A 24,041-nucleotide genomic window follows, 5' to 3' on the forward strand; every position below is an offset into this window, starting at 1 on the left:
CGCGCACGGCGACGGCGCGGCGGTGGAGAGCAGCAGCGGACGCGCGACGGCGGGCGCTTTCGGCCACACCGGGGTCCGTCCGCATCCGGAGGTGCCGCCGGAAACTGCAGCGGCGTCACCGTGTTCAGGTCACGGTGACGCCGCTGCGGGGGGAAGCACCTGAGCGATGTGTTGCGACGGGGGAATCGCGTCAGGCGCTGCGGGGGGTGGCTGAGGCAGTCCGAATGCTGGCGGGTTCCGACGCCACCTGCCGGTGGTCCCGCTGGTCCAGGTTGACGAAGATCATTCCGTAGCGGACGGCGCACCGCACGGGCTGCGGCGCGCCCCGAGGGCGGCGCAGGCACCGGAAGGCCCGCACGTCCTCGTCCTCGTCCCGCGTCACGACGACCGGCTCTCCGAAGACGGTCACCATCAGCGAGTCACCGCTGTGGGGGATGGCGGTGACCAAGTCGATGAAGTGCCAGCCGGAGCGGTAGGCGGTGGCCATCTCGCGGCGGAAGGATCGGTCGTCGGGTGGTGTGGTCACATCAACTCCCGGCCCCTGCCGCCGCGGCGCCGCCCAGGGCGTCGCTTGCGGAGTCCACGGCCACCGAAGGCCAGGTGCTGTTCGCCCGAATCTCGCTCTTCGCACTGGAGAGGCCACTCAGCGCACCGAGGGCCACAACGGCGGAGAAGGTGGCAACAAGCACCGAGCGAAGCAGTCTGCTACCCATAATCGGCTTCGTCCTCACTTGAAGGTCCCCTTTTCCCCCGTCACGTACGACGATGGCTCATTCGGACACGTCATGGCCACACAATCGGTGCATCATGTTCCTGCATGTTCAGGACCCTGGGGGGTGGAGATTTGACTACGAATCACACAATTGCGACACATCCCCATCCGGTGAACGAGCTGTGCACAGAGGGCAGTCGCCTGTACGCCGCGGCCCTCCGAACAGGCAGGATCGCCCGCTCGGACGCGGAGCCCGCCCCCTGCCTGCTGGAGTCCGCCCTGGTCCACCCCGATCCGGACGACCCGAACTGGCTGCGCCCGGTGCCCCCGGCGCTCGCCCTGGCGCAGCGGCTCAACCCCATCGAACGGGAGATCACCGACCGCCGCCGGGCGGCGACCGGCATCGCGGACGCCTTCGCGCCGTTCCTGGCCCTCAGCGGCCAGCCTACGTCCGGCGGCGGCTCGATCACGGTGCTGGAGGGAGGCGAGCGGATCAACACGGCGCTCAACCTGGCCACCGGCCAGTGCCACACCGAGATGCTGACCGTCCAGCCGAGCGACCGGGTCTCCGAACTCAGCGTGCTGCGCGGCCTCGAACGGGACCGGCCGCTGATAGACCGGGGCGTGCGGATCCGCACGCTCTACCAGCACACCGCCCGCTACAGCCAGGAGAAGCTGGCCTACGCGGCCCAGCTCGCCGACGGCAAGGTGGAGTACCGCTCGATCGACGAACTGGTCGAGCGGCTCATCGTGTGCGACGAGACGGTCGCCTTCATCCCCACCCGGGACGATCAGCAGGTGGCGCTGGAACTGCGCCACCCCGGCCTGGTCCGCTACCTGATCAAGGTGTTCGAGTTCATGTGGAGCCGCGCCGTCCCGCTGAGCGCCGGCGCCCCCTACGAGAGCGCGGCCGGCGGCATCACGGAGATCCAGCACTCCATCGCCAAACTCCTGGTGGAGGGCCACGTCGACGAGGCCATCGCCCGCCGCCTCGGCATGAACGTACGCACCTGCCGGGCCCACATCGCCAAGCTCGCCTCCGCCCTGGGCAGCGGCAGCCGGGCCCAACTCGGCTATCTGATCGCCCAGTCGGGCATCCTGGAGGAGGATCACTGAGCCGCGCCGCGGCGGCTCAACCCGCGGCGCGGCGGCTCAGCTCAGTCCGCGGCGCCGCGGCACGGCGGCTCAGCGCGCGGTCGGGGACGGGCGGCCCTGCGCGGCGAGCGTGGCCGGAGGGCCGTCCAGACCGGCCTGGGCGATGCGCACGCCGAGCTGCGTGCGGCTGGCCGCGCCCAGCGTCTCGGACAGGCGGGCGATGTGCGCCCGGCAGGTGCGCACGCTGATCCCCAGCCGTTCGGCGATCACCGCGTCCTGGTGGCCCTCGGCCAGCAGCGCGGCGATCGAGCGCTCCCGGTGGGAGATGCCCTCGATGCCGGTGTCGGGCAGCGCCGCGCTGAGCGGGATCGCCAGCCGCCACAACCGCTCGAAGACCGTCACCAGGTACTCCACCAGCGCCGGGTGGCGCAGCTCCAGCGCCATCGTGCGGTCGGCGTTGGCGGGCACGAAGGCGACCGTGCGGTCGAACAGGATCAGCCGGTCGATCACCTCGTCCAGAGTGCGCGCCTCCACCGCGTCCCCCATCAGCTCCAGGTAGTTGAGCAGCCCCTGACCGTGCCGGGCCACGTGCGTGTACAGGTCGCGCATGCGCACGCCCCGGCCGCGCAGCGCCAGCGCCCGGGGCAGTCCCTCCGTCAGCTCGTGCTCGCGGCGGATGCCGCCGGGCTGCACGGTCAGCACCTCGGTGCGGCACGCCTCGGTGGCCTCGTCCATGGCCGCCTGGATGCGCGCCAGGCCGTCCAGGACGCGGATCGCGCCGCCCTCGGCCGCGGTCGAGGGCAGCGGGACGCGGCCGTCCATCCCGGCGTACCGCTCGAAGGCCGCCACCGCCGAGCCCACCCGCCGCTGGCTGGCGCTGACTTCCTCGTACATCTCGCGCAGCAGCCGGGTCATGACCTCCTGCGGCGCGGTCGGCACCAGGAAGTCCATGTCATCGGGGTCCGGGTGCAGCAGGGCGAGTTCGAGCAGGCACGGCGCCGGCACGGCGTCCTGGCGCGACACCCGTCCGCGCCGTACGGCCCGGGAGTACACACGATCCCCGGTCTCGCACAGTCGGTCGGCACCGTGTGGATGCTGCTCCGTCCCGCGCCCGGCCATGCCCCATCACACCCCCGGTCTCCGCGTCCTCCGCAGCGCCACTATGCGCGGACCGGACCGGCAGTGCAACACGGCTCCTCGCCTCGCGGGCAGCGGAAAACACCGTTATCAGCCGGTGTGTACGGGCCTCGGCCGGGCGCCGTGCGCGGCGGCCGCTCAGGCCGCCGCCCGACGGGGCGCGGTCACTTCAGCCCGGCCCGCTCGCAGGCCGTCCGGTAGCCGGCGGTGCAGATCTGGGACTTCTTGTAGATGCCGTCGGCCAGGACGGTGTCCTTGATGTTGCCCTTGGTCAGGGCGACCACGGAGACGAGCTGCGCCGGGATCTGCTTCTCGGTGGGGCTGCTGACGTTGTCCCGGGTCAGGGAGTCGAACTGGATGTCCTTGCCCTGCACCTTGGCGATCGCCATCTCGGCGGCGTTCTCCGCCTCCGTCGGGTAGGACTTGTAGACGCTCATGTACTGCTCGCCGGTCAGGATGCGCTGCACCGCGTCGAGTTCGGCGTCCTGGCCGGTGACCGGCGGCAGCTTGGCGATGCCCGCGGCCTTCATGGCCTTGATGACGCCGCCCGCCATGCCGTCGTTGGCGGAGTAGACGCCCGCGATGCCGCTCCCGCCGATCGCGCGGATCGCCTCGGCCATGTTGGCCTCGGCGTTCTCCGGCTTCCAGTCCTTGGTGTCGTAGGACTCGGAGATCGTCACCCTGCCGTTGAGCTGCGCGAGCGCGCCCTCCTTGAACTGCCTGGCGTTCGGGTCGGTCGGCGAGCCGTTCATCATGACGATCTTCTGCGAGCCGTCGGCGGAGTTCCCCAGCGCCTCCAGCAGCGAACGGCCCTGCACCTCGCCGACCAGCTCGTTGTCGAAGGAGATGTACGCGTCGATGGGGCCCTCGGCGAGCCGGTCGTAGGCGATGACCGGGATGCCCGCCGTCTTGGCCTTCTTCACCTCGCCGGCGATGGCGTGCGCGTCGACGGCGTCCAGCAGGATGACGTCGACCTTGTCGTCGATCATCTTCTCCATCTGGTCGGCCTGCTTGTCCGCGTCCGCGCCGGCGTTGGCGTAGTCGACCCGGCCGCGGCCGCGGGTAAGGTCGGCCACCTTGCTCTTGATGATGGGGTAGTCGAATTTCTCGTAGCGCGTGTTCGCCGTCTCCGGCAGCAGCAGGCCCACCGCCACGTCGTCGCCCTTGGACGGTCCGGCGCCCGTGGCGCCGGTCGCCCCGCCGAGAGCCCCGCAGGCGGCGAGCGAGAGGGTCAGCGTGGGCGCGGCCACGGCTATGGCGATACGACGCATCGAGGTGCTCACTTCTGGTGCCTTCCGGACGAGGGCGCAGCATTGCGACCCAGGTGACTGAAAAGCCAACGCGGAGCGGCCTGTCGGCGTCAAGCGGTCTTGCTTAACGAGATGACAACACCACGCTCCGCTTTTTACGTGAAGGCTTGGTGGAAGCTCTCGGAACCCCCTCCAAACGCCCTTTACGGACCCGCCACGCGCGGGTGGTTCAGCGTCCGGCAAAGAGCGGACCAAGAACCGGAGGGACCGATACCCGCACAACCGAGCGAACGAACCAGGCCAGTTCGCCACGGCGAAGGCCGGGCGCGGCGAAGGCCGGGCGCGGCGAAGGCCGGGCGCGGCGAAGGCCGGGCGCGGCGAAGGCCGGGAGGCTTTCGGCCTCCCGGCCCTTCGGAGTTCCCCGCGCGCCGCCGCGTGCGCGGCGCTCAGCCGGTGAGTCGCTGAGCCGGTGCGCCACGCCAGTACCCCGTTGCGCCAGTGCGCCGGTGAGGCGCCGGGTCGCGGTCAGTCCGAGGGCTGCTGCCGCTTGGGGCGCCACACCACCAGCGCGCTGGAGTGCTGCACCTCCTGATACGGGACCAGGTCCCGCCGGTAGGAGGCGTGCACGGCGGCCTCGCGCTGGCGCATCGCCGCCGCCGCGCCGTCCAGCGCCGCCTGCATCTCCGCCAGGCGGGACTGGAGCGCGGCGACCTGGTTCTCCAGTTCGATGATCCGCTTGATGCCCGCCAGGTTGATGCCCTCGTCCTGCGACAACTGCTGCACCTGGCGGAGCAGTTCGATGTCGCGGGCGGAGTAGCGGCGGCCCCGTCCCGCGGTGCGGTCGGGGGACACCAGGCCCAGCCGGTCGTACTGGCGGAGGGTCTGCGGGTGCAGGCCGGACAACTGGGCGGCCACCGAGATGACGTACACCGGTGTGTCTTCCGTCAGTTCGTACGGGTTGCGGCGGCGGCCGTCCATCTGCCTCATGCTCCCTTCGCGGCCTCGAACAGGTCCGCCCGCGGATCCTCGCCCGCGGTCGCCTCGCGATACGCCTCCAGCGCGTCACGAGCCTTCCCCGACAGGTCCTGCGGGACACTCACCTCCACGGTGATCAGCAGGTCGCCGCGGGAGCCGTCCTTGCGGACCGCGCCCTTGCCGCGGGCCCGCATCGTCCGGCCGTTCGGCGTGCCCGGGGGCAGCTTGAGCGTCACCGGCGGACCGCCCAGGGTGGGCACCCTGACCTCGCCGCCGAGCGCCGCCTCGACGTAGGTGACCGGCACGGTGACGGTGAGGTTGTCGCCCTTGCGCCCGAAGACCGAGTGCGCGCCGACGTGCACCACCACATACAGGTCGCCCGCCGGGCCGCCGCGCTCGCCCGGGGCGCCCTTGCCGCGCAGCCGGATGCGCTGCCCGTCGCTCACCCCGGCCGGGATGCGGACCTGCATGGTCCGGGACGACTTGGCGCGCCCGGAGCCCTTGCAGACCTCGCACGGGTTCTCCGCGATCAGCCCGCGGCCCTTGCAGTCCGGGCACGGGTCGGTCAGCGAGAAGCCGCCGCCGGAGCCGCGCGTCACCTGCCCGGTGCCGACGCAGGTCGGGCACACCCGCGGCGTGCCGTTCTTGTCGCCGGTGCCCGAGCACGCCGTGCACGGCTGCTGGCTGGACATCCGCAGCGGCACCGTGGCGCCCTCGATGGCCTCCGTGAAGCTCAGCGTGACCTCGGACTCGATGTCCTGGCCGCGGCGCGGCTGGGTGCGGGCGCCCGCACCCGCGCCGCCCCGGTTGAACAGTCCCCCGAAGACGTCGCCGATGCCGCCGCCGAAGCCCCCGCCGCCCCCGCCGCCCTGGGCGCCGCCTCCGAAGAGGTCGCCCAGGTCGAAGTTGAAGGAGCCGCCGCCCGCCCCGGGACCGGGACGGAACCCGCCGTTGCCGAACAGCGCGCGGGCCTCGTCGTACTCCTTGCGCTTCTTGGAGTCGCCCAGGACGTCGTTCGCCTCGGAGATCTCCTTGAAGCGCTCCTCGGCGCGGGCGTTGCCCTTGTTGGCGTCCGGGTGGAACTCGCGGGCGAGCTTGCGGTAGGCCTTCTTGATCTCGGCCTCGGTGGCGTCCTTGGGGACGCCGAGAACCTTGTAGTAGTCCTTCTCGATGAAGTCCTTGGTGCTCATCCCCGACGCCCCTCCTTCCGTGCGTCGCCGCCTGTCGCGTCAGCCCTCGTCAGGCCCACCGTCGTCCTTGCCCTCGCCGGCCTCGGCCTCGACCTCGGACTGGCCTGCCTCCTCGGCCGGCTTGACCGTCTGGGCGCCCGGCTGCGGCTCGGCCACCGCCACCCGCGCGGGGCGGATGGTGCGCTCGCCGATCCGGTACCCCGGCTGGAGGATCGCCACGCAGGTCGTCTCGGTGACGTCCGGCGCGTAGCTGTGCATCAGGGCCTCGTGGATCGTCGGGTCGAAGGGCTCGCCCTCCTTGCCGAACTGCTGAAGGCCCATCTTGGCGGCCACGGTCTCCAGCGACTCGCCGACGGACTTGAACCCGCCCACCAGTTCGCCGTGCTCGCGGGCGCGGCCGACGTCGTCGAGCACGGGCAGAAGCTCGGTCATGAGGTTCGCCACGGCGATCTCCTTGACCGCGACCCGGTCGCGCTCGACCCGGCGCCGGTAGTTCTGATACTCCGCCTGCAACCGCTGGAGGTCCTTGGTCCGCTCGCCGAGCGCGGTGCGCGCCTGGTCGAGCTGGGCCGTCAGACCGGCCGACTGCGCGGCGTCCCCGGCCGGGGCCGCCCCCTCCTCCTCATCGGAGGAGGCGGCCTTCGGCTCGGCGTCGTCGGAGGGGACGTCGGGCTGCTGCTCGTCGAAGCCCGGGGTCTCCTCCGTCACGCGGCACCGTCCTTGCGCTCGTCGTCGACGATCTCGGCGTCCACCACGTCGTCGTCGGCCCTGGCCTCGCCGGCGCCGGCGGACTCGCCGCCCGCGGCCTGCGCGCCCTGGGCGTCGGCGTACATCGCCTGACCGAGCTTCTGCGAGACGGCGGCGACCTTCTCCGTGGCGGTGCGGATCTCGGCCGTGCTCTCGCCCTGGCCGGACTCGCCCTTGAGCGCTTCCTTCAGCTCGGCGACGGCGGCCTCGACCTCGGTCTTGATCTCGCCCGGGACCTTGTCCTCGTTGTCCTTGAGGAACTTCTCGGTCTGGTAGACGAGCTGCTCGCCCTGGTTGCGGGTCTCGGCGGCCTCGCGGCGGGCGTGGTCCTCCTCCGCGTACTTCTCGGCCTCCTGGCGCATGCGGTCGACCTCGTCCTTCGGCAGCGAGGAGCCGCCGGTGACGGTCATCTTCTGCTCCTTGCCCGTGCCCAGGTCCTTGGCGGTCACGTGCATGATGCCGTTGGCGTCGATGTCGAAGGAGACCTCGATCTGCGGGACGCCGCGCGGGGCCGGCGGCAGACCGGTCAGCTCGAACATCCCGAGCTTCTTGTTGTACGCCGCGATCTCGCGCTCGCCCTGGTAGACCTGGATCTGCACGGACGGCTGGTTGTCCTCGGCGGTGGTGAAGATCTCGGACCGCTTGGTCGGGATCGTCGTGTTCCGCTCGATGAGCTTGGTCATGATGCCGCCCTTGGTCTCGATGCCGAGGGACAGCGGGGTGACGTCGAGCAGCAGGACGTCCTTGACCTCGCCCTTGAGGACGCCGGCCTGGAGCGAGGCGCCGATGGCGACGACCTCGTCCGGGTTCACGCCCTTGTTGGCCTCCTTGCCGGCGGTCAGCTCCTTGACCAGCTCGGCGACGGCGGGCATACGGGTCGAGCCGCCGACGAGGACGACGTGGTCGATCTCGTTGATGGAGATCCCGGCGTCCTTGATGACGTTGTGGAACGGCGTCTTGCAGCGCTCCAGCAGGTCGGCGGTGAGCTGCTGGAACTGGGCGCGGGTGAGCCGCTCGTCCAGGTGCAGCGGGCCCTCGGCGGAGGCCGTGATGTAGGGCAGGTTGATCGAGGTCTCGGTGGACGAGGACAGCTCGATCTTGGCCTTCTCGGCGGCCTCGCGCAGCCGCTGGAGCGCCATCTTGTCCTTGGACAGGTCCACGCCGTGGCCGGACTGGAACTGCTTGACCAGGTAGTCGACGACGCGCTGGTCCCAGTCGTCGCCGCCGAGGTGGTTGTCGCCGTTGGTGGCCTTCACCTCGACCACGCCGTCGCCGATCTCCAGCAGCGAGACGTCGAAGGTGCCGCCGCCGAGGTCGAAGACCAGGATGGTCTGGTCGTCCTTGTCGAGGCCGTAGGCCAGCGCGGCGGCCGTCGGCTCGTTGACGATGCGCAGCACGTTCAGACCGGCGATCTCACCGGCCTCCTTGGTGGCCTGGCGCTCGGCGTCGTTGAAGTACGCCGGGACGGTGATGACCGCGTCGGTCACCTTCTCGCCGAGGTACGACTCCGCGTCCCGCTTCAGCTTCTGCAGCACGAAGGCGCTGATCTGCTGGGGGTTGAAGTCCTTGCCGTCCAGGTTGATCTTCCAGTCGGTGCCCATGTGGCGCTTGACCGACCGGATGGTCCTGTCGACGTTGGTGACGGCCTGACGCTTGGCCACCTCGCCGACCAGCACCTCACCGTTCTTGGCGAAGGCGACGACGGACGGCGTGGTCCTGGCGCCTTCGGCGTTGGTGATGACGGTGGGCTCGCCGCCCTCCAGAACGCTGACGACGGAGTTAGTCGTGCCCAGGTCGATGCCGACCGCACGTGCCATGGTGAATTCCTCCAGCTACTTGAGTGGAACGGACTCAAGTGTGCACGACCGCCTCGCGCCGGTCAACAGACATGAGTCACACCGACTCAAGTCTTATCTATCGCTTACACGCAAGGATTCGCTGACCTGCGACGACGCTGACCTCCGCGGCGGAGGAGCGAGGAAGCGCGGGGGACGGCGAGCGTCCCGAGCGGCGACCTCTCGCTGCCGGGGCCCGGCGGCGACGGCGTCAGCGGCGGCGCCGGTGTGGGCACCCGTGCCGGTGTGGGCGCCCGTGCCGGTGTGGGCGCCCGTGCCGGTGTGGGCGCCCGTGCCGGTGTGGGCGCCCGTGCCGGTGTGGGCGCCCGTGCCGGTGTGGGCGCCGGCGCCCGTGCCGGGGAGACCCGGGGCGCCGGTCAGCGAAGCGGCGCCTGAGCGCGGCGCCGCCGGGGCGCGCAGGCCGCTCCCGGTGCGCGGGCCGCCCGGCGCCCGGAGGCCGCTCGCGGTGCGCGGACCGCTGGGGGCCCGCAAGCCGCTCATGGTCCGCGCGCCCCCGGGGGCCGGGACGGCGCCGGAGCGTCGCGACGACCCCCAGGCCGCCGGGTTCCCGGCGCCCCGCCCGGCCGCCCGGCCTCCGGCCGTGCCGGAGGCGGCGCGCCCCGATGCGGCCCCGCCCGCTCCTGCCCTGATCCGCGCGCCGCACACCTCGACGGCGGCGCGGACGGCCCTGGCGACGCGTGCAATACGTGCGGCACGCGCCGTCTGGGCCGTCTGCGCTGTACGCGCCGTCTGCGTGGTCTGCGTCGTCTGCGTGGCGCGTGCTGCCCGGACGGCTCGTGCGGCGCGGACTGCTCGCGCGGCCCGGACTGCCCGTACGGCTGCCCGAGGACCGGCCGCGCGGTCGGCGGCGCGACCGGCGGCGCGCGCCGGGGCGGAGTGCGGCCGGGCGACCGTGCCGGGCGCCGCCCCGGCGGCCCGGGGCCGGGACAGCGTCGTCCTCGGCCCCCCGGCCTCGCGGCGCACGCCGGTGACGTACGGGTCGCGCGGACCGTGCGGGCGGCGCGGACCGCGTACGCCCAGCAGCCCGAGGACGACGGCCAGCGCCCCGCCCGCCGCCCACAGCGCGCTCGCCGGGGCCAGCCAGTCCGTGTGCACCAGCACCCCGACCAGGACCGTGGCGAAGGCGGCCGCGCCGAGCAGGACGGTGGCGCCCGGCGGGGTGAGCCCCAGCCGGCGCAGCCGGTGCACGAGGTGGTCCGGCCCGCGGCGCAGCAGCGGACGCCCGGCCAGCCGCCGGGAGAGGACGACGAGGACGGCGTCCGCGCTGGCCACGGCGGTGAGCGCGAACAGCACCGCCGCGGTGGCCCCGGCGTTGTAGCCGGTGCGCACCAGCACGCCCGCGGCGGCCAGCACGAAGCCGGTGAAGAGCGAGCCGCAGGCGCCGAACGCGATCCGCGCGGGATGCCAGTTGTGCATCAGGAAGCCGGTCAGCGCGGCGGCCAGCACGCTCAGCAGCACCGCCAGGTCGTCCATCACCTCCGCCGCCGCGCACACCCCGGCCCCGAAGGCGGTGAGCACGCCCACCGTGCCCGCCAGGCCGTCGGCGTGGTCCAGTCCCCGGAAGGCCGCGGCCACACAGGCGATCCAGCACACCGCCGCGATCCCCGCGGGCAGCCCCGTCTCGTCGTACGGCACCACGAACGCGGCCGCGACGGCCGTGCCGGGCAGCAGGAACCTGGTCTTCAACCGCCACACGTCAGCGGTCAGACCGAGGACGGCGACCCCGGCGCCCGCCGCGAGCAGCCTCCCCACGTCGCGGCTCAGCGGCATGGCCCCCGTCCAGGCGCCCGCGGACACGACCAGGCAGGTGCTGACCACCACGGCCGCGCCGCCGAGCAGCGGCACCGGCCGCGCGCGGCGCCGGTCGACCAGCCCGAGCCGCAGCGCCGGCGCGCGGAGCTGGGCGGAGAGTACGGCGGCGAGGAGCAGGGCGGACGTGGCGGTGGCGATCCCGTAGAGCACAGGTCTTAAATTAGGGGCATATCGGTCGATGAGGCGTGAATAACACGATCGGAACGGAAAGGAATCCCGAAAGGGGGCTAAACGAGGGAGGCGGGGCGCTCCGGACGCGGCGGCGAGGACGCCTGGCAGCGGACGGGAGGACCCCGGACACGGGCGGAAGACCACCCCGAGGCGGCCCGGAGGGCGCCCTCGCGCGGGCCGGAGGGACGCGCCCCTGCGCAGCCCGGAGAGGGCGTCGCGGCAGGTCCGTCAAGGGACCCTCAGCGACTCAGATCACCCCGCGCCCAGCTACATTGCGACAGAGGATGGGGGTACTCTCGAACGGACTGAATAAGTTACCGCTTAGTAATGTCGAGGCCGCCTCACAGGAGCCCCAATGCAACTCGCCGCGATCATCGTGTCGCTGGTCCTGATCGTGGTCGGCGTGGCACTGTTCGGCCGCGCCGTCCTCCAGATCTACACCCATATGCGACTGGGCCAGCCCGTGCCGGCCGGGACGCGGACCGACGATCCCGCTCAGCGCACCCTCACCGTGGCCAGGGAGTTCCTCGGGCACACGAGGATGAACCGCTGGGGCGTCGTCGGCGTGGCGCACTGGTTCGTGGCCGTGGGCTTCTTCTCGCTGCTGCTGACGATCGTCAACGCGATCGGGCAGCTCTTCCAGGCCGACTGGCTCCTGCCGGTCATCGGCGAGTGGGCCCCGTACAACATGTTCGTCGAGTTCATCGGCACGATGACGGTGCTCGGCATCCTGGTTCTGATCGCGATCCGCCAGCTCAGCAAGCCCGACAAGCCGGGCCGCAAGTCCCGCTTCGCCGGCTCCAACTTCGGCCAGGCGTATTTCGTCGAGGGCGTCATCCTCATCGTCGGCGTCTGCATCTTCATGCTGCACGCCCTGGAGGGCGCCCAGCACCACGTGGACGGCTACGAGGCGTCGTTCTTCCTCTCGTACCCGGTCGTCTCCTGGCTGCGGGGCATGGACGTCTCCACGCTCCAGAACCTCACCTACTTCTTCGCCGGCCTGAAGATCGCGGCCTCCTTCATCTGGATGATCACGGTCGCGCTGAAGACCGACATGGGCGTGGCCTGGCACCGCTTCCTGGCGTTCCCGAACATCTGGTTCAAGCGCGATGCGAACGGCGGGACCTCCCTCGGCGCCCTGCTGCCCATGACCTCCGGCGGCAAGCCGATCGACTTCGAGGACCCGGGCGAGGACGACGTCTTCGGCGTCTCCCAGGTGGAGCACTTCTCCTGGAAGGGCCTGCTGGACTTCTCGACCTGCACCGAGTGCGGCCGCTGCCAGTCGCAGTGCCCCGCCTGGAACACCGGCAAGCCGCTCTCCCCGAAGCTGCTGATCATGTCGCTGCGCGACCACGCCCACGCCAAGGCGCCGTACCTGCTCGCGGGCGGCGGCAAGAGCGTGGAAGGCACGGAGAAGGCGGACGAGGAGGCCCTGAAGGCCGTCCCCGCCGCCGCCCTGGCCGAGGCCGAGCGCCCGCTGATCGGGACCGCCGAGGAGAACGGCGTCATCGACCCGGACGTGCTGTGGTCCTGCACCACCTGCGGCGCCTGCGTCGAGCAGTGCCCGGTCGACATCGAGCACGTCGACCACATCGTCGACATGCGCCGCTACCAGGTGATGATCGAGTCCGCGTTCCCCTCCGAGGCGGGCACGATGCTCAAGAACCTGGAGAAGAAGGGCAACCCCTGGGGCCTGGCCAAGAAGCAGCGCCTGGAGTGGACCAAGGAGGTCGACTTCGAGATCCCGGTCGTCGGCAGGGACCTCGAGGACCTGTCCGAGGTCGAGTACCTGTACTGGGTGGGCTGCGCCGGCGCCCTGGAGGACCGCGCGAAGAAGACCACCAAGGCGTTCGCCGAGCTGCTGCACATCGCGGGCGTGAAGTTCGCGATCATGGGCGGCGACGAGAAGTGCACCGGCGACTCCGCCCGCCGCCTGGGCAACGAGCCCCTGTTCCAGGAACTGGGCATGGAGAACGTCATGGCCCTGAACACGGCGTTCGGCGAGGAGCTGGACGACGACGGCAAGGCCACGGCGGAGTCGAAGAAGCCCAAGGCGGCCAAGAAGATCGTCGCGACCTGCCCGCACTGCCTCAACACGCTGGGCAACGAGTACCCGCAGCTCGGCGGCGACTACGAGGTCGTCCACCACACCCAGTTGCTCCAGCACCTGGTCGACGAGGGCAAGCTGGTCCCGGTCACCCCGGTCGAGGGCATCATCACCTACCACGACCCGTGCTACCTGGGCCGCCACAACAAGATCTACACGCCCCCGCGCGAGATCATCGGCAAGGTCCCCGGACTGCGCAACGAGGAGATGCACCGGCACAAGGAGCGCGGCTTCTGCTGCGGCGCCGGCGGCGCCCGGATGTGGATGGAGGAGCGGATCGGCAAGCGCATCAACAACGAGCGCGTCGACGAGGCCCTGTCCCTGAACCCGGACATCGTCTCCACCGCCTGCCCCTTCTGCCTCGTGATGCTCACCGACTCGGTGAACGGCAAGAAGAACGACGGCAAGGCGAAGGAGTCGGTGCAGGTCGTCGACGTCGCCCAGCTCCTGCTGGACTCCGTCAGGACCCCGGCCGACCCGGCCGGCGACGAGGAGTCGGCGAGCGAGCCGGAGCCCGAGCCGGTGAAGTAGCGACGCCGGGAGCGACGCCGAAGTCGGCGCCGCGAAGGCGCCGACGCGAAGGCGGCGCCTCGCAGGACGCCCGACGCCCCCTGCCGCGACCGTGCGGCAGGGGGCGTCGGCGTGTGCGTCAGGCGCGCTTGGGTGAGGCATGTGGTGGCGCGTCAGGCGTCCTTGGGCACGGCGTGCGCGTCAGGCGTCCGTGGCCGAGGCGTGTGGTGGCGCGTCAGGCGTCCTTGGGCAGGACGTGTGCGGTCAGGCGTCCTTGGGCGAGGCCTGCTGCACCACCTCGAAGGACCACAGGGTGGCGCCGGAAGCGGCGGGCCGGGGCCGCTCCCCGCCCTCGCCCCCGCCCTCACCTGGGGCGCCGCCCTGGTGGGCGGCCTTCATCGGCCCCTCCATCCAGGCCTGGAACGACTCCTCGTCCCGCCAGCGGGTGTAGACGAGGTAGGCGTCGGTTCCCTCCACCGGACGCAGCAGTTCGAACCACTCGAACCCGTCGGAGTTCTCCACGGCGTGCGCCCGCGAGGCGAACCGCTTCTCCAGCGTCTCCCGCTGCTCGGCGGGCACGGTCAGCACGTTGATCTTCACTACGCTCATGAGCCCATCCTGCCCGTTCGGGACCGGCGCCGCCCAGAACGCCCCGACCCCGCCGGGAGACGCCGAGCCCGGCGCCCTCCTCGGGGAGGACGTCACCGCCCCGGCGCCCTTACGGCACACGCCTCCACGCCCCTAGGGGATGTCACAGGTCGGCCGCAAAGGCCGCCCAGGAACGCCGCCCTGGCACGTGGCCCGCCGGGACCGGGTACGTTCGACGACGTGGCTGGATTCAGGATCGGACGCGGCGGCCGGAACGACCGTGCCCCGCACACGCGCCCCCAACAGACTCCGTACGGGCAGCCTGCGCCCCAGGCTCCCGCTTACGGCTATCCGTCGGCGCCACAGCCGTCCGCGCCGCAGCCGTCCGCGCCGCAGCGCCCGCAGCAGCGCCCGCAGTACAGAGGCGGCGCCGGGGCGGGCCAGTGGCCCCCGCCGCAGGGCGGCGGCCCCGCGCGCGGCCAGGGCGAGCCCGAGTACTTCGGCGACGGCGGCGCACGCCCGCAGGGCGTCCGCGACCCGTACGCGGCGAACAACCCGGGCAACACCCAGGCGTTCGCCGTCGGCGAGGACCCGTACTCGCAGGGCGAGACGTACCGCGCCGGTTCGACGGCGTCCGGCCCGATCGGCCCGCGCCTGCACTGGAAGCCGCTGCTGCGGGGCATCGTGCTGTCCCCCAACCAGACGTTCCTCCAGATGCGCGACTACACGCTGTGGGGCCCGGCCCTCACCGTGACGTTCCTCTACGGCCTGCTGGCGGTCTTCGGCTTCGACGGCGCGCGCCAGGACGCGATCCACGCCACCCTCTCCAACGCGGTGCCGATCGTCCTGCTCACGGCCGTGGCCATGGTGCTCAGCGCCTTCGTCCTGGGCGTGGTCACCCACACCCTGGCCCGCCAGCTCGGCGGCGACGGCGCCTGGCAGCCCACGGTCGGCCTGTCCATGCTGGTCATGTCCCTCACGGACGCCCCGCGCCTGGTCTTCGCCCTGTTCGCGGGCGGCGACGCGGGCTTCGTCCAACTCCTGGGCTGGGCCACCTGGGTGGCGGCCGGCGCCCTGCTGACCCTGATGGTCAGCCGCTCCCACGACCTCCCCTGGCCGAAGGCCCTGGGCGCGTCCGCGATCCAGCTCATCGCCCTGCTGTCGATCGTGAAACTGGGCACGTTCTAGCCGGTCCGCGCGGACAGCGGGTCCGCGCGGCTGGACGCGGCGACGCCACGCGAGAAGGGCCCGGCTCCAGCCGGGCCCTTCTCGACGACCGCAGTACGGCACATGAGACGTCAGGCGTCAGGCGTCGAGCACCTGACCGTCGCGCCGTACGACGGGCGGTGGAACGGATCCCGCCAGCGAGAACCACACGCACTTACCGCGCGAGTCAGGCTCTGACGGCCACGTGACACCCCATTGCGTCGCCACTTGCGCGACGAGTCGCAGACCTCGGCCACCCTCCCGTCCCGCGTGCGCGCAGAGAACCCTCGGCCGTTTCTCCGGTTTGTCGTCCCACACAGCCACGGTGACGCTTTCCGGATGCACCGAAATGTCGATGTGAACAGTAAGCGTGGCGGTGTGCGCATAGACGTTCGTGACGACCTCGCTTACCAGCAGTCGTGCTGAATCCGCGGCGCACGAGTGTGTGTACGGCGCCAAACGTCATGAGGGGCTGCCTTGGGCCGCCCGATCACGGCTGCTGCGCACCCTGCGCGACGCCGGAGTTCTGCGGCTCGAACGATTCCACTCCTGAAGGAAGGGGTCGCGGGTCTCGCCCGACTGGGGGACATCTCCGACCGAGCGCTACAGCGGCACAGCGGATGCAGTGGCTGCGCACTACAAAAGACGAGTACCACCTGCATGCCGCTCGTGACCCTGTGCAACGAGGTGATGCGCGGCTGCGGCAACGACAACCCGTACTAGGTCGTGCCGTGCTCCGCGACATCCGGGGCCGCCCGCCGCGTGCGGGCGGCCCCGCCCATTCCCGAGCCGTACACTCCCGCCCGTGGTGACTATGAGGATGCATTGGGACGACCTACCGCCGGCCACACGCCACGCCGTCGTCGCGCACACCGGCCCCCTCTACGCGACCAACAGCAGCGACAAGGGGTTGAACAGCGAACTCGCTGCAATCCTCGACACCCGCGCTGGCGCCGTCTTCGTCAAGGGTCTGCGCCGCGACCACCCGCGCGTGTGGACGCAGGAACGGGAGGCGGCGATCAACCCCTACGTCCTCCCCCTCGCCCCTCGCCTGCTGTGGACCGTCAAGGATGACGACTGGCATCTGCTCGGTTTCGAGCAACTCGTCGGCCGTCCCGCCGACTACTCCCTCCACAGCAACGACCTGCCTCTCGTCGCTGAGGCAATCATCAAGATCGCCTGTATCCGTGCCCCCGCCGACGTCGAACTGAAACAGATCGCAGAGCGACTCGCCGACTACGTCGACCATCCCGACGACGCCGCACTCCTACAAGGCGACACCGTCCTGCATACCGACTGGACTCCCGACAACGTCCTGATCGTGGACAACGTCGCCCGCGTCGTCGACTGGGCATGGCCTACCCGCGGAGCCGCATGGATTGACGCCGCTTATTGGGTCATCTGGCTCGTATCAGCCGGTCACCCCCCGGCGGACGCCGAACTCTGGGCAGCGAAAAACCCCGCATGGTCGACGGCGCCACCCCGGGCCCTCGACGTGTTCGCCACCGCTCAACAACGGCTCTGGGCCGGCATCGCCGCGGATGCTCCCGATGTCGCATGGAAACGCCAGCTCGCCGACGCCGCGCAGCAGTGGCTCGACTACCGCAGGGCGTGAACGAGGGGGGTCCGATGCCGACCGATCCAACCATTCACCCGTACGAGATACTCACCACACCGACCGGTGAGCGCGTACAGGTCGACGCTGCCATGACGCCAATCGTCCGGGAACTTTGGCGTCTCCATTACTCGACGAGTGCGTGCTGCGAAGACGTAGGCGAGGCCACCGCCGGCGTACGCGAAAAGCGCGCTACTCCGCTCGGATACGGGGGAGGACCGTTCATCGAGTACCACCGCGGATGGGCACTGCTCAAGATCCCCATTCCCGACGCCATGCGTCTTGTGGCCGCCCTCGCTGAAACCCTCGAATTCGGGGCGCGCGTCCGGCACCCGTGGCGCCAGGGATCGTGGCGAATGAACGTCCCCCTCGGACCGGACGGGTTCAACGACTCGGTGCTGCTGCACTTCCCGAAAGAGCAGATCCCTGAGCTCGCCCGCCTTCTGCACAACTGGTAGCCAGCGCAACAGGAATGTGCCCGCCAGCCTCGCGCAGAGGCTGGCGGGCACACCACTTCTCAGGCGTCGAGCACCTGACCGTCGCGCCGCACGACGGGCGATTGAACGGACCACGGGAAGTTGATCCACTCGTCGGTACGCTTCCAGACGTACTCGCACTTCACCAGGGACTGCGACTTCTCGTAGATCACGGCGGTGCGGACCTCGGCGACCGCGTCGAGGCAGAAGTCGCGGACCAGCTTGAGCGTCTTGCCGGTGTCGGCGACGTCGTCGGTGATCAGGATCTTCTTGTCGGAGAAGTCGATCACATTGGGGACGGGCGCGAGCATCACGGGCATCTCGAGCGTGGTGCCGACGCCGGTGTAGAACTCCACGTTCACCAGGTGGATGTTCTTGCAGTCCAGGGCGTAGGCGAGACCGCCGGCGACGAAGACGCCGCCGCGCGCGATGCTCAGCACGATGTCGGGCTCGTAGCCGTCGTCGGCGATGGTCTGGGCGAGTTCGCGCACCGCGTCGCCGAACCGCTCGTAGGTGAGGTTCTCTCGTATGTCGCTCATGCGGGCGGCCCCTCAGACCTGGGTGCGGTGGAAGTTCAGATAGGACCGTGAGGCGGTGGGCCCGCGCTGCCCCTGGTAACGGGAGCCGTAGCGCTCGCTGCCGTACGGGGCTTCGGCGGGCGAGGTGAGCCGGAACAGGCAGAGCTGCCCGATCTTCATGCCGGGCCACAGCTTGATCGGCAGGGTGGCGAGGTTCGACAGCTCCAGCGTCACGTGCCCGGAGAAGCCGGGGTCGATGAACCCGGCGGTGGAGTGCGTGACGAGGCCCAGCCGCCCCAGCGAGCTCTTCCCCTCAAGGCGGGAGGCGAGGTCGTCGGGGAGCGAGATGACCTCATAGGTGCTCGCGAGGACGAACTCCCCCGGGTGCAGGATGAAGGGGTCGTCCCCCGCCGGCTCGACGAGCCGGGTGAGGTCGGGCTGCTCGACCGAGGGGTCGATGTGGGGGTAACGGTGGTTCTCGAACACCCGGAAGAAGCGGTCGAGGCGCACGTCGATGCTCGACGGCTGCACCATGGATTCGTCGAAGGGGTCGATGCGCACCCGCCCGGCGTCGATCTCGGCCCGGATGTCCTTGTCTGAGAGAAGCACGCCCCGAGGATACGCAAGGCGCGCGGAGCCCCCGTAATCAGGACGACTCCGCGCGCTGCCCGCCGCTTCTTTCCCCGCGCGGGGTGCCGCTCTTCCGCTTCGCGGGGCGCCGCGGCCCGACCCCCCGGGCCGCCGCCGCGACTACTGCCGCTGCAACAGCACGGGCACCGGCACCGCACTGCGAAGCCGGGCACATTGCGGGCACCGCACGAGCCGACCGGGCCCGAGCCGCTCGGCCTGCTGCATCGGGAACGAAGCGGTGCTGAACACGTGCCCCTCGGCACAACGGACGACGGTGCGCTCCATCAAGCCCTCAAGTCCCTTCCCCAGAACCACGCCTGACCTTCTGCCACTTGGCGACGAAAGCCACATTAGGGGATGAAGGGGACGCCCTCCCACGCGGCACTCCGGCCCCGCGGGGCCCCCTCTCCCGCGCCCACACCGTACGCCCCGACTCCCCTCCCCCGCAGCCGCCGCACCACCCCGCGCACGCACGCGGGCCCCACGGCGTCAGCACCGGGGGCCAGGCATGAGGTACAGTGAGCGAGCACCGGACACCGACAGCAGTCGACGTCTTACGCGGGTGTAGTTTAATGGTAGAACATCAGCTTCCCAAGCTGAGAGCGCGAGTTCGATTCTCGTCACCCGCTCCACGAAGAAGGCCCAGGTCAGAGACCTGAGCCTTTTTGTCGTCCTCGCTCGTCAGTCGCCGCGTGCCAGATCCGTGCCAGAAGGCTTCTCCGATGCCGGTCCGGCCGCCGCCCGCGCCTTCCAGACCGTCGCGTCCAATCCCGCAGCCACGCTGTTCAGCGCACTCCCGGGCCGCGCTCGAGGATCCCATAGGCTGGGTCAGCCAGCATCGGAGAAGGCAGCGCTGATCCACTCGACGTAGCGTTCACCGCGATCGCCTACGCCGTTCACTGGCACCGTACCGAAATCCCCCTCGCGGAGCTGAGGTGAGCCGTGTCTCAGTCCGGCCAGCCGCCTCAGTCCTGCAGCGCCTCCGGCAGGTGCCAGTGGTAGGGGGTGGCGAACGAGGTGGTTTCAGCCTCCGGTAGGGCGTCGCTCAGCTCGTCGATTCAGGCGCTCAGGCACCCAGTTCGAATGCCCAGTACGGTACTGCGCCCCCTTACGACATGATCAGCCGTTGTGGAACCCGAAGTAACTGCAGCATGGATATCCGCCGTCGGAGCCCTTGGCGGCGTCGCCCTCGGCACCATCACCGGCGTCTTCGTTGCCCGCATTCAAGCTCGCCCCACCCACCGAGCAGCCGAAGCCGATTATGGGCCGGCAGAAACTGCTTACCGCGCCGTTCTCGACTCCGCACGCGTACAAATCAGACCGCAGCAGCCCAATGGTGCGGCTGCGCCATCGCAGCCGCACCATGATGGCGTGACCAACTGCTGGCGGGTTTCTGCGGTGTCACCAGAGATGCCGCCACCGCGTCTATGGCCGTCAGGTATAAGAGGTGGTCAGGCGCGCCCCTGTCGCAGGTGGCGGGAGGCGGCAAGGCAGGAGGACAACCATGTCGCCTCCTCACGGTTGATGATCAGGTCGGCGACAGTGAGCCTTTTTCATCCTGCCCTGCCAGTGCGGCAGTTGGCGTGACAGACGAGTGAAGCCCCTAGTAGACGGGTTCACGACCAATATCTCCCGTACCACCAGAGGCTTCGCGTGCTTGTCTACCCGTCCGGCCTGGATCTGTCCAGCTCGCATCTTGGCTCCCTCAGCACCCGCCTGCGCGAACGTCGCCGTGCGATCGGCAGCCGGTTGGCGTCGGCTGAGCGCCGGCCGACAGGCGCTGCTCGCCCTCACCCACCTCAGCAACGGACATCCCTACGCCCAACTCGCAGCCGGCTTCGGCATCGGCACGACGACCGCGTACCGGTACATCACCGAAGCCGTCGATGTCCTGGCCACCCTCGCACCCACGCTCGAACAAGCCGTCGGCGAAGCATCGGGGAGAGCGTTCACCCTGCTCGACGGCACTGTCCTACCCATCGACCGGATCGCCGACGACCGGCCCTTCTACTCGGGCAAACACTAGAAGCACGGTATGAACGTCCAAGTCCTCGCCGACCCCTTTGGACGACTGCTGTAGGCCTCACCCGCGCGGCCCGGAGCCGTCCACGTGGTCCTCTCGGCGTCGGTCAGCCCGCCACCCGGCGCATACCCCACACTCCACAGCTATCGGGGCCAATGGCCAGTTGTCACGCGAACGACACCGACATCATTAAGTTCAGTTCCAGCTCCGGAAAGCGAAAGGGCCCACCGACTCCGTCGGCAGACCCTCACGAAAGTTTTGAGGTTAGCAGCTGATGTTACTCTGCTTAGTTATGTAGGCGGTTTCATCATCGTGGACTCGCACCCACTCGGGAAGGGACTGATTGCGGCGGTCCACAGTCTCACTGGGCTCCCAGCCGACGATGACGGAGTACATTTGAAATTTGTAACAATAGCCGGCGTCAACACGGAAGACGTCCCAGTCCTCGTGGGAATCAGTGTGGTCACCGGGTAGTAGCCATTTGTCAGATGTCTTTGTACCACAAGGGGCGGTGGACTGAATCAAGTATTCTTTGGTGCCGCACCAGTCACGGGCGACCCAGACGGCTACGCTGGACTGGTTAAATGTCTCTGAGCAGTATGGGTAGCCGCAAGATGATCCAGCGTGTGAAGCAGGAGCACTGATGGCGAGTCCGGAAACAGCCAAGCCAAGCACCGCGAGTGAACGCGTCCAACGCTTTCCAATGGATGACACGCAGATTCCTCCACTATGGCGACTTATCAAAGGTTTCGCCTGATGAGATGCGGAAGTTAGCATGGCACAGGCACTTCCCCCGAGCTAGGGGGAGGAGCAAGAATCCTCGAGCACTCTTGCGTAGAAGTATATATAACGCATCTGAATAGATAAAACAGGAACATCGAGGGCGCACTCCAGGACCCGTGGTCGTGGGGCATTCCGCGCTGGACCCGGTCCGGCCGGCGCACCTAGCACTTACGCAACCATGTTTGCGAAGATCTGGTTGCTGCGCCGGGTCGGGAGTCGGGCAGGTGGTGACCTGATCACGAACCCTTTCCAACCTGGCCGTTGGATAGGTCCGTTGGGCTGACAGACAGGTGAAGCCCCTGGTAGATGGGTTATCGACCAAGAGAACCGTCTCCACCAGAGGCTTCGTGTGCTTGTCTACCCGTCGGGCATCGACGTGTCCGGCTCTGCCCTGCGCTTCCTGTCCGCCAAGCTCAGCCGGCACCGTCACGAACTCGGCACCCGGTGGCGGCGCCTGAGCCCAGGCCGGCAGGCCCTGCTCACTCTCGCCCACCTTCGCAACGGCCACCCGTATGCCCAGCTCGCGGCCCGGTTCGGCATCCGCGCCACGACCGCCTACCGGTACGTCGCCGAGGCCGTAGAGCTCCTGGCCGCACTTGCCCCAACCCTCGAGGAGGCGGCCCGTACGGCATCGACAAAGGCATTCGTGCTGCTGGACGGCACCCTGCTGCCCATCGACCGCATCGCCGCGGACCGCCCCTTCTACTCCGGCAAGCACAAAAGACACAGGATGAACGTGCAGGTCCTGGCCGATCCGTCCGGTCGGCTGCTGTGGGCCTCTCCGGCTCTGCCCGGTGCCGTCCACGACGTCCGGGCCGCCCGCGAACACGGTGTCGTCCGCACTCTCGCGGACGCCGGCGTCACATGCTGGGCCGACAAGGGATACCGAGGCGCCGGGGGGACGGTCCGCGTACCGTACTGGGGGCGTTGGGAGACGCTTTCCCAAGGTCAGAAGGCCGTCAACCGGTCTCACGCCAAGATCCGGGCCTTGGTCGAGCAAGCCGTAGCCACCCTCAAGTCCCGGCGACTCCTCCGCAAGCTGCGGTGCTCGACCACTCGCGTCACAAGCTTCGTCCGAGCCGTCGTGACCCTGCATCTGGCCAGCTCAGACCGATGATGGAAAAGGCTCAGTGATCATCCCGTCCATCGGGCCGTCGAGCCGAATCGAGTGGTCGCCGACAAGGAACATCAGCCAATCCGCGTCGCTGTGCCAGAGCCGGGCGGTCTTCTCGTCCCGGCGCTGGGCGAAAACGAGTTCCTCTCCGCACCCGTTCATGAAGTATCCGACGTAGTCCCTATCGGTGATCTGACCGCCGCACAGGCGGGCCAGGAGCGGTTCGATCGCGGTCGGCGCGTCAGTCATGCGGCAGGCTCCTCGTCCGGTTCAGTGTCCCGTCGTGCCGATGACAGGGCCAGCATGCGGGAGGCTGAATTCAACAGGGTCTCGTAAGTAATCACTTCTATCCGTGTCTGGTGCGTGTTGTAGGTACGCAGCGTCTCCGCGATCTCCCGAGAGGTCACGCCCCCGTCACGAAGTGCGGGTGTCCGATCACGACCGTCGCCGAGGCTCGGCGAGTGTCGACCCCGTGCTCGGCCAGGATGCTCTGACGGTTCTCGTCCATGACCCGGAGGTAGTTCTGTGCCTGGGAGACCGCGCGGTGCGCCGCGGCGCCCAGCATGAGGTGGCCAGAGCGCCGGATGACCAGGTCTTTGATGTTGGCGCGCTTGAGCTCCACCACGTGCAGAGAGCCGTCACCGCGCAGGAGCGGGATGTCGAGGATGGTTTCTGGGGTGTACTGCCGGCGTGCCAGCTCGGCCACGTAAGCCCCGCCGAAGATCCATTCCTGACTCTTCAAAGCGGCATGGAGGGCGAACTCGGGACTGTCCGGGTCCTCCACCGCGATGCGCAAGGCCGCCAGGCCGACCTGTCTGGCCCTCAGTTCTAAGAACTGTGCCAGCATGCCGGCGTCAACATCGGCCAGGACGTCGTTCATCATCCGTGTGGCCTCGGCGGAGGCGGGCCGAGGCAGGTTGCGGAGGACGATCTCCATCTGCCCGTACTGCTGAAGTCGCCTCAGCTCCCGGATGGAAAGCCGGATCCCGCCCTCGCCGTCTCCGAGGCCCAGGTAATCGACGGACCGGGCAACGCCGCGAAAGAGGTCACGAGCGTCTGCTGCGGTCGCGTCGGGTCGGTCACGGCACAGAGCGTCCAAGGCGGCGACCGCCCTGTCAGCACCCATGGCAGCCATCCTCCGCATGCGCTCCTCGCTGCGCTGCCGTGCTTCGTCGTCGTAGTAGTTCTCAAGAATTTCGAGAAACAGGTCGCCTCTGGCATAGGCGGCGAAGCGTTGAAAGCGCTGAGCGAGGGCGAAGCCTTCGTGAAGGATCGCCTCTCGGGCCACATCCTCCAAGGCATCCACTAGAGGCCTGCTTTTGCCATACGTCCCACCGAGGCCGCCCATGATGTACAGCACCGCGTCGATGCGCACCCGGACGCGCTCATCCTCGGTGAGCTTGCGCGCCGTCCGTACCCTCTGCCAAAGGGTGAAGCCGGATCGAAATGTCGCCACGTGAGCACCCTAGGGCCGGCCACTGACAACCACGCTTGGCGGGAATTTCGGCTTGCCCCCAGCGGCAGGG

The 24,041-nt window shown here is 69.6% G+C and carries 19 protein-coding genes, 1 tRNA gene and 2 pseudogenes; 8 read left to right on the plus strand and 14 right to left on the minus strand.

Annotation, left to right across the window (positions count from 1 at the left end; all coding sequences use genetic code 11):
* Positions 1-190: 190 nt before the first annotated feature.
* Entirely contained in the window at positions 191-526 is a 336-nt protein-coding gene (locus ABZ861_RS14055) for a hypothetical protein (RefSeq protein WP_361628901.1), read from the minus strand.
* A gap of 291 nt (positions 527-817) precedes the next feature.
* Between ABZ861_RS14055 and ABZ861_RS14060 the strand changes: the two genes are divergently transcribed.
* Positions 818-1,828: a helix-turn-helix transcriptional regulator gene (locus ABZ861_RS14060; protein ID WP_361628904.1), complete on the plus strand. Its 1,011-nt coding sequence runs from the start codon at positions 818-820 to the stop codon at positions 1,826-1,828.
* 69 nt (positions 1,829-1,897) lie between these two features.
* On the opposite strand, the gene ABZ861_RS14065 is transcribed toward ABZ861_RS14060, so the two are convergent.
* The 7 genes and pseudogenes from ABZ861_RS14065 to ABZ861_RS14095 form a co-directional block, all read right to left on the minus strand.
* Positions 1,898-2,926 carry a LuxR C-terminal-related transcriptional regulator gene (locus tag ABZ861_RS14065; RefSeq protein ID WP_361628907.1) on the minus strand — a complete coding sequence of 343 codons (1,029 nt, stop codon included), beginning with the start codon at positions 2,924-2,926 and terminating at the stop codon, positions 1,898-1,900.
* A gap of 182 nt (positions 2,927-3,108) precedes the next feature.
* Positions 3,109-4,215, minus strand: a complete 1,107-nt coding sequence (locus tag ABZ861_RS14070) for a substrate-binding domain-containing protein (RefSeq protein ID WP_361629334.1) — start codon at positions 4,213-4,215, stop codon at positions 3,109-3,111.
* Between the two features lie 504 nt (positions 4,216-4,719).
* Complete coding sequence (locus ABZ861_RS14075; protein ID WP_361629337.1) at positions 4,720-5,172, minus strand: helix-turn-helix domain-containing protein; 453 nt, start codon at positions 5,170-5,172, stop codon at positions 4,720-4,722.
* Between the two features lie 5 nt (positions 5,173-5,177).
* Entirely contained in the window at positions 5,178-6,359 is a 1,182-nt protein-coding gene (gene dnaJ / locus ABZ861_RS14080) for a molecular chaperone DnaJ (RefSeq protein ID WP_361628910.1), read from the minus strand.
* Between the two features lie 39 nt (positions 6,360-6,398).
* Entirely contained in the window at positions 6,399-7,067 is a 669-nt protein-coding gene (gene grpE / locus ABZ861_RS14085) for a nucleotide exchange factor GrpE (protein ID WP_361628913.1), read from the minus strand.
* Positions 7,064-8,923 (minus strand): molecular chaperone DnaK, encoded by a 1,860-nt coding sequence (dnaK, locus tag ABZ861_RS14090; RefSeq protein WP_361628916.1) that lies wholly within the window; start codon positions 8,921-8,923, stop codon positions 7,064-7,066. Before dnaK ends, grpE begins: the two co-directional genes overlap by 4 nt.
* A gap of 1,044 nt (positions 8,924-9,967) precedes the next feature.
* Positions 9,968-10,924 (minus strand): annotated as a pseudogene (locus tag ABZ861_RS14095) (MraY family glycosyltransferase); the annotation flags it as partial.
* Positions 10,925-11,300: 376 nt separating this feature from the next.
* Here ABZ861_RS14095 and ABZ861_RS14100 point away from each other — a divergent pair.
* Positions 11,301-13,583 carry a (Fe-S)-binding protein gene (locus ABZ861_RS14100; protein ID WP_361628919.1) on the plus strand — a complete coding sequence of 761 codons (2,283 nt, stop codon included), beginning with the start codon at positions 11,301-11,303 and terminating at the stop codon, positions 13,581-13,583.
* Between the two features lie 243 nt (positions 13,584-13,826).
* On the opposite strand, the gene ABZ861_RS14105 is transcribed toward ABZ861_RS14100, so the two are convergent.
* On the minus strand, positions 13,827-14,171 hold the full coding sequence (locus ABZ861_RS14105; RefSeq protein ID WP_361628922.1) for an antibiotic biosynthesis monooxygenase: 345 nt from the start codon (positions 14,169-14,171) through the stop codon (positions 13,827-13,829).
* Positions 14,172-14,390: 219 nt separating this feature from the next.
* Between ABZ861_RS14105 and ABZ861_RS14110 the strand changes: the two genes are divergently transcribed.
* Positions 14,391-15,338 carry a YIP1 family protein gene (locus ABZ861_RS14110; protein ID WP_361628925.1) on the plus strand — a complete coding sequence of 316 codons (948 nt, stop codon included), beginning with the start codon at positions 14,391-14,393 and terminating at the stop codon, positions 15,336-15,338.
* A 117-nt stretch (positions 15,339-15,455) separates the two neighbouring features.
* Here the strand turns inward: ABZ861_RS14110 and ABZ861_RS14115 are convergent, their stop codons facing one another.
* Positions 15,456-15,815 (minus strand): ATP-binding protein, encoded by a 360-nt coding sequence (locus ABZ861_RS14115; RefSeq protein ID WP_361628928.1) that lies wholly within the window; start codon positions 15,813-15,815, stop codon positions 15,456-15,458.
* Positions 15,816-16,170: 355 nt separating this feature from the next.
* On the opposite strand from ABZ861_RS14115, the gene ABZ861_RS14120 reads away from it, so the two are divergent.
* A complete protein-coding gene (locus ABZ861_RS14120) occupies positions 16,171-16,971 on the plus strand; it encodes an aminoglycoside phosphotransferase (RefSeq protein ID WP_361629340.1) in 801 nt (266 codons plus the stop codon).
* 14 nt (positions 16,972-16,985) lie between these two features.
* Positions 16,986-17,429, plus strand: coding sequence for a hypothetical protein (locus tag ABZ861_RS14125; RefSeq protein ID WP_361628931.1), 444 nt, complete (start codon positions 16,986-16,988; stop codon positions 17,427-17,429).
* A 59-nt stretch (positions 17,430-17,488) separates the two neighbouring features.
* Here the strand turns inward: ABZ861_RS14125 and ABZ861_RS14130 are convergent, their stop codons facing one another.
* Together ABZ861_RS14130 and dcd are read right to left on the minus strand one after the other, a co-directional pair.
* Positions 17,489-17,986 (minus strand): phosphoribosyltransferase, encoded by a 498-nt coding sequence (locus ABZ861_RS14130; protein ID WP_361628934.1) that lies wholly within the window; start codon positions 17,984-17,986, stop codon positions 17,489-17,491.
* A 12-nt stretch (positions 17,987-17,998) separates the two neighbouring features.
* On the minus strand, positions 17,999-18,574 hold the full coding sequence (gene dcd / locus ABZ861_RS14135) for a dCTP deaminase (RefSeq protein WP_361628937.1): 576 nt from the start codon (positions 18,572-18,574) through the stop codon (positions 17,999-18,001).
* Positions 18,575-19,153: 579 nt separating this feature from the next.
* Between dcd and ABZ861_RS14140 the strand changes: the two genes are divergently transcribed.
* The 3 genes and pseudogenes from ABZ861_RS14140 to ABZ861_RS14150 all read left to right on the plus strand — a co-directional run bounded on the left by ABZ861_RS14140 (position 19,154) and on the right by ABZ861_RS14150 (position 22,518).
* A tRNA-Gly gene (locus ABZ861_RS14140) sits at positions 19,154-19,227 on the plus strand.
* Positions 19,228-20,248: 1,021 nt separating this feature from the next.
* Positions 20,249-20,672, plus strand: a pseudogene (locus tag ABZ861_RS14145) (transposase family protein); the annotation flags it as partial.
* A gap of 1,078 nt (positions 20,673-21,750) precedes the next feature.
* Positions 21,751-22,518 (plus strand): IS5 family transposase, encoded by a 768-nt coding sequence (locus ABZ861_RS14150; protein WP_361628940.1) that lies wholly within the window; start codon positions 21,751-21,753, stop codon positions 22,516-22,518.
* Here ABZ861_RS14150 and ABZ861_RS14155 read toward each other — a convergent pair.
* Both ABZ861_RS14155 and ABZ861_RS14160 read right to left on the minus strand, forming a co-directional pair.
* Positions 22,507-22,764 carry a hypothetical protein gene (locus tag ABZ861_RS14155; protein ID WP_361628943.1) on the minus strand — a complete coding sequence of 86 codons (258 nt, stop codon included), beginning with the start codon at positions 22,762-22,764 and terminating at the stop codon, positions 22,507-22,509. The genes ABZ861_RS14150 and ABZ861_RS14155 overlap by 12 nt on opposite strands.
* Before the next feature lie 154 nt (positions 22,765-22,918).
* Positions 22,919-23,971: a Shedu anti-phage system protein SduA domain-containing protein gene (locus tag ABZ861_RS14160; RefSeq protein WP_361628946.1), complete on the minus strand. Its 1,053-nt coding sequence runs from the start codon at positions 23,969-23,971 to the stop codon at positions 22,919-22,921.
* Between the last annotated feature and the right edge of the window lie 70 nt (positions 23,972-24,041).

It is taken from the genome of Streptomyces sp. NPDC046985, from assembly GCF_040644415.1.
Taxonomy (GTDB): Bacteria; Actinomycetota; Actinomycetes; order Streptomycetales; family Streptomycetaceae; genus Streptomyces.

Excerpts from the sequence above, each read along its gene's own strand:
- ABZ861_RS14120 (WP_361629340.1), top strand. The coding sequence starts at position 16,171 with ATGAGGATGCATTGGGACGACCTACCGCCGGCCACACGCCACGCCGTC.
- ABZ861_RS14060 (WP_361628904.1), top strand. The coding sequence starts at position 818 with ATGTTCAGGACCCTGGGGGGTGGAGATTTGACTACGAATCACACAATT.
- ABZ861_RS14075 (WP_361629337.1), bottom strand. The coding sequence starts at position 5,172 with ATGGACGGCCGCCGCCGCAACCCGTACGAACTGACGGAAGACACACCG.
- ABZ861_RS14100 (WP_361628919.1), top strand. The coding sequence starts at position 11,301 with ATGCAACTCGCCGCGATCATCGTGTCGCTGGTCCTGATCGTGGTCGGC.
- dnaK (WP_361628916.1), bottom strand. The coding sequence starts at position 8,923 with ATGGCACGTGCGGTCGGCATCGACCTGGGCACGACTAACTCCGTCGTC.
- dnaJ (WP_361628910.1), bottom strand. The coding sequence starts at position 6,359 with ATGAGCACCAAGGACTTCATCGAGAAGGACTACTACAAGGTTCTCGGC.
- ABZ861_RS14105 (WP_361628922.1), bottom strand. The coding sequence starts at position 14,171 with ATGAGCGTAGTGAAGATCAACGTGCTGACCGTGCCCGCCGAGCAGCGG.
- ABZ861_RS14070 (WP_361629334.1), bottom strand. The coding sequence starts at position 4,215 with ATGCGTCGTATCGCCATAGCCGTGGCCGCGCCCACGCTGACCCTCTCG.
- ABZ861_RS14065 (WP_361628907.1), bottom strand. The coding sequence starts at position 2,926 with ATGGCCGGGCGCGGGACGGAGCAGCATCCACACGGTGCCGACCGACTG.
- ABZ861_RS14130 (WP_361628934.1), bottom strand. The coding sequence starts at position 17,986 with ATGAGCGACATACGAGAGAACCTCACCTACGAGCGGTTCGGCGACGCG.
- ABZ861_RS14125 (WP_361628931.1), top strand. The coding sequence starts at position 16,986 with ATGCCGACCGATCCAACCATTCACCCGTACGAGATACTCACCACACCG.
- ABZ861_RS14155 (WP_361628943.1), bottom strand. The coding sequence starts at position 22,764 with ATGACTGACGCGCCGACCGCGATCGAACCGCTCCTGGCCCGCCTGTGC.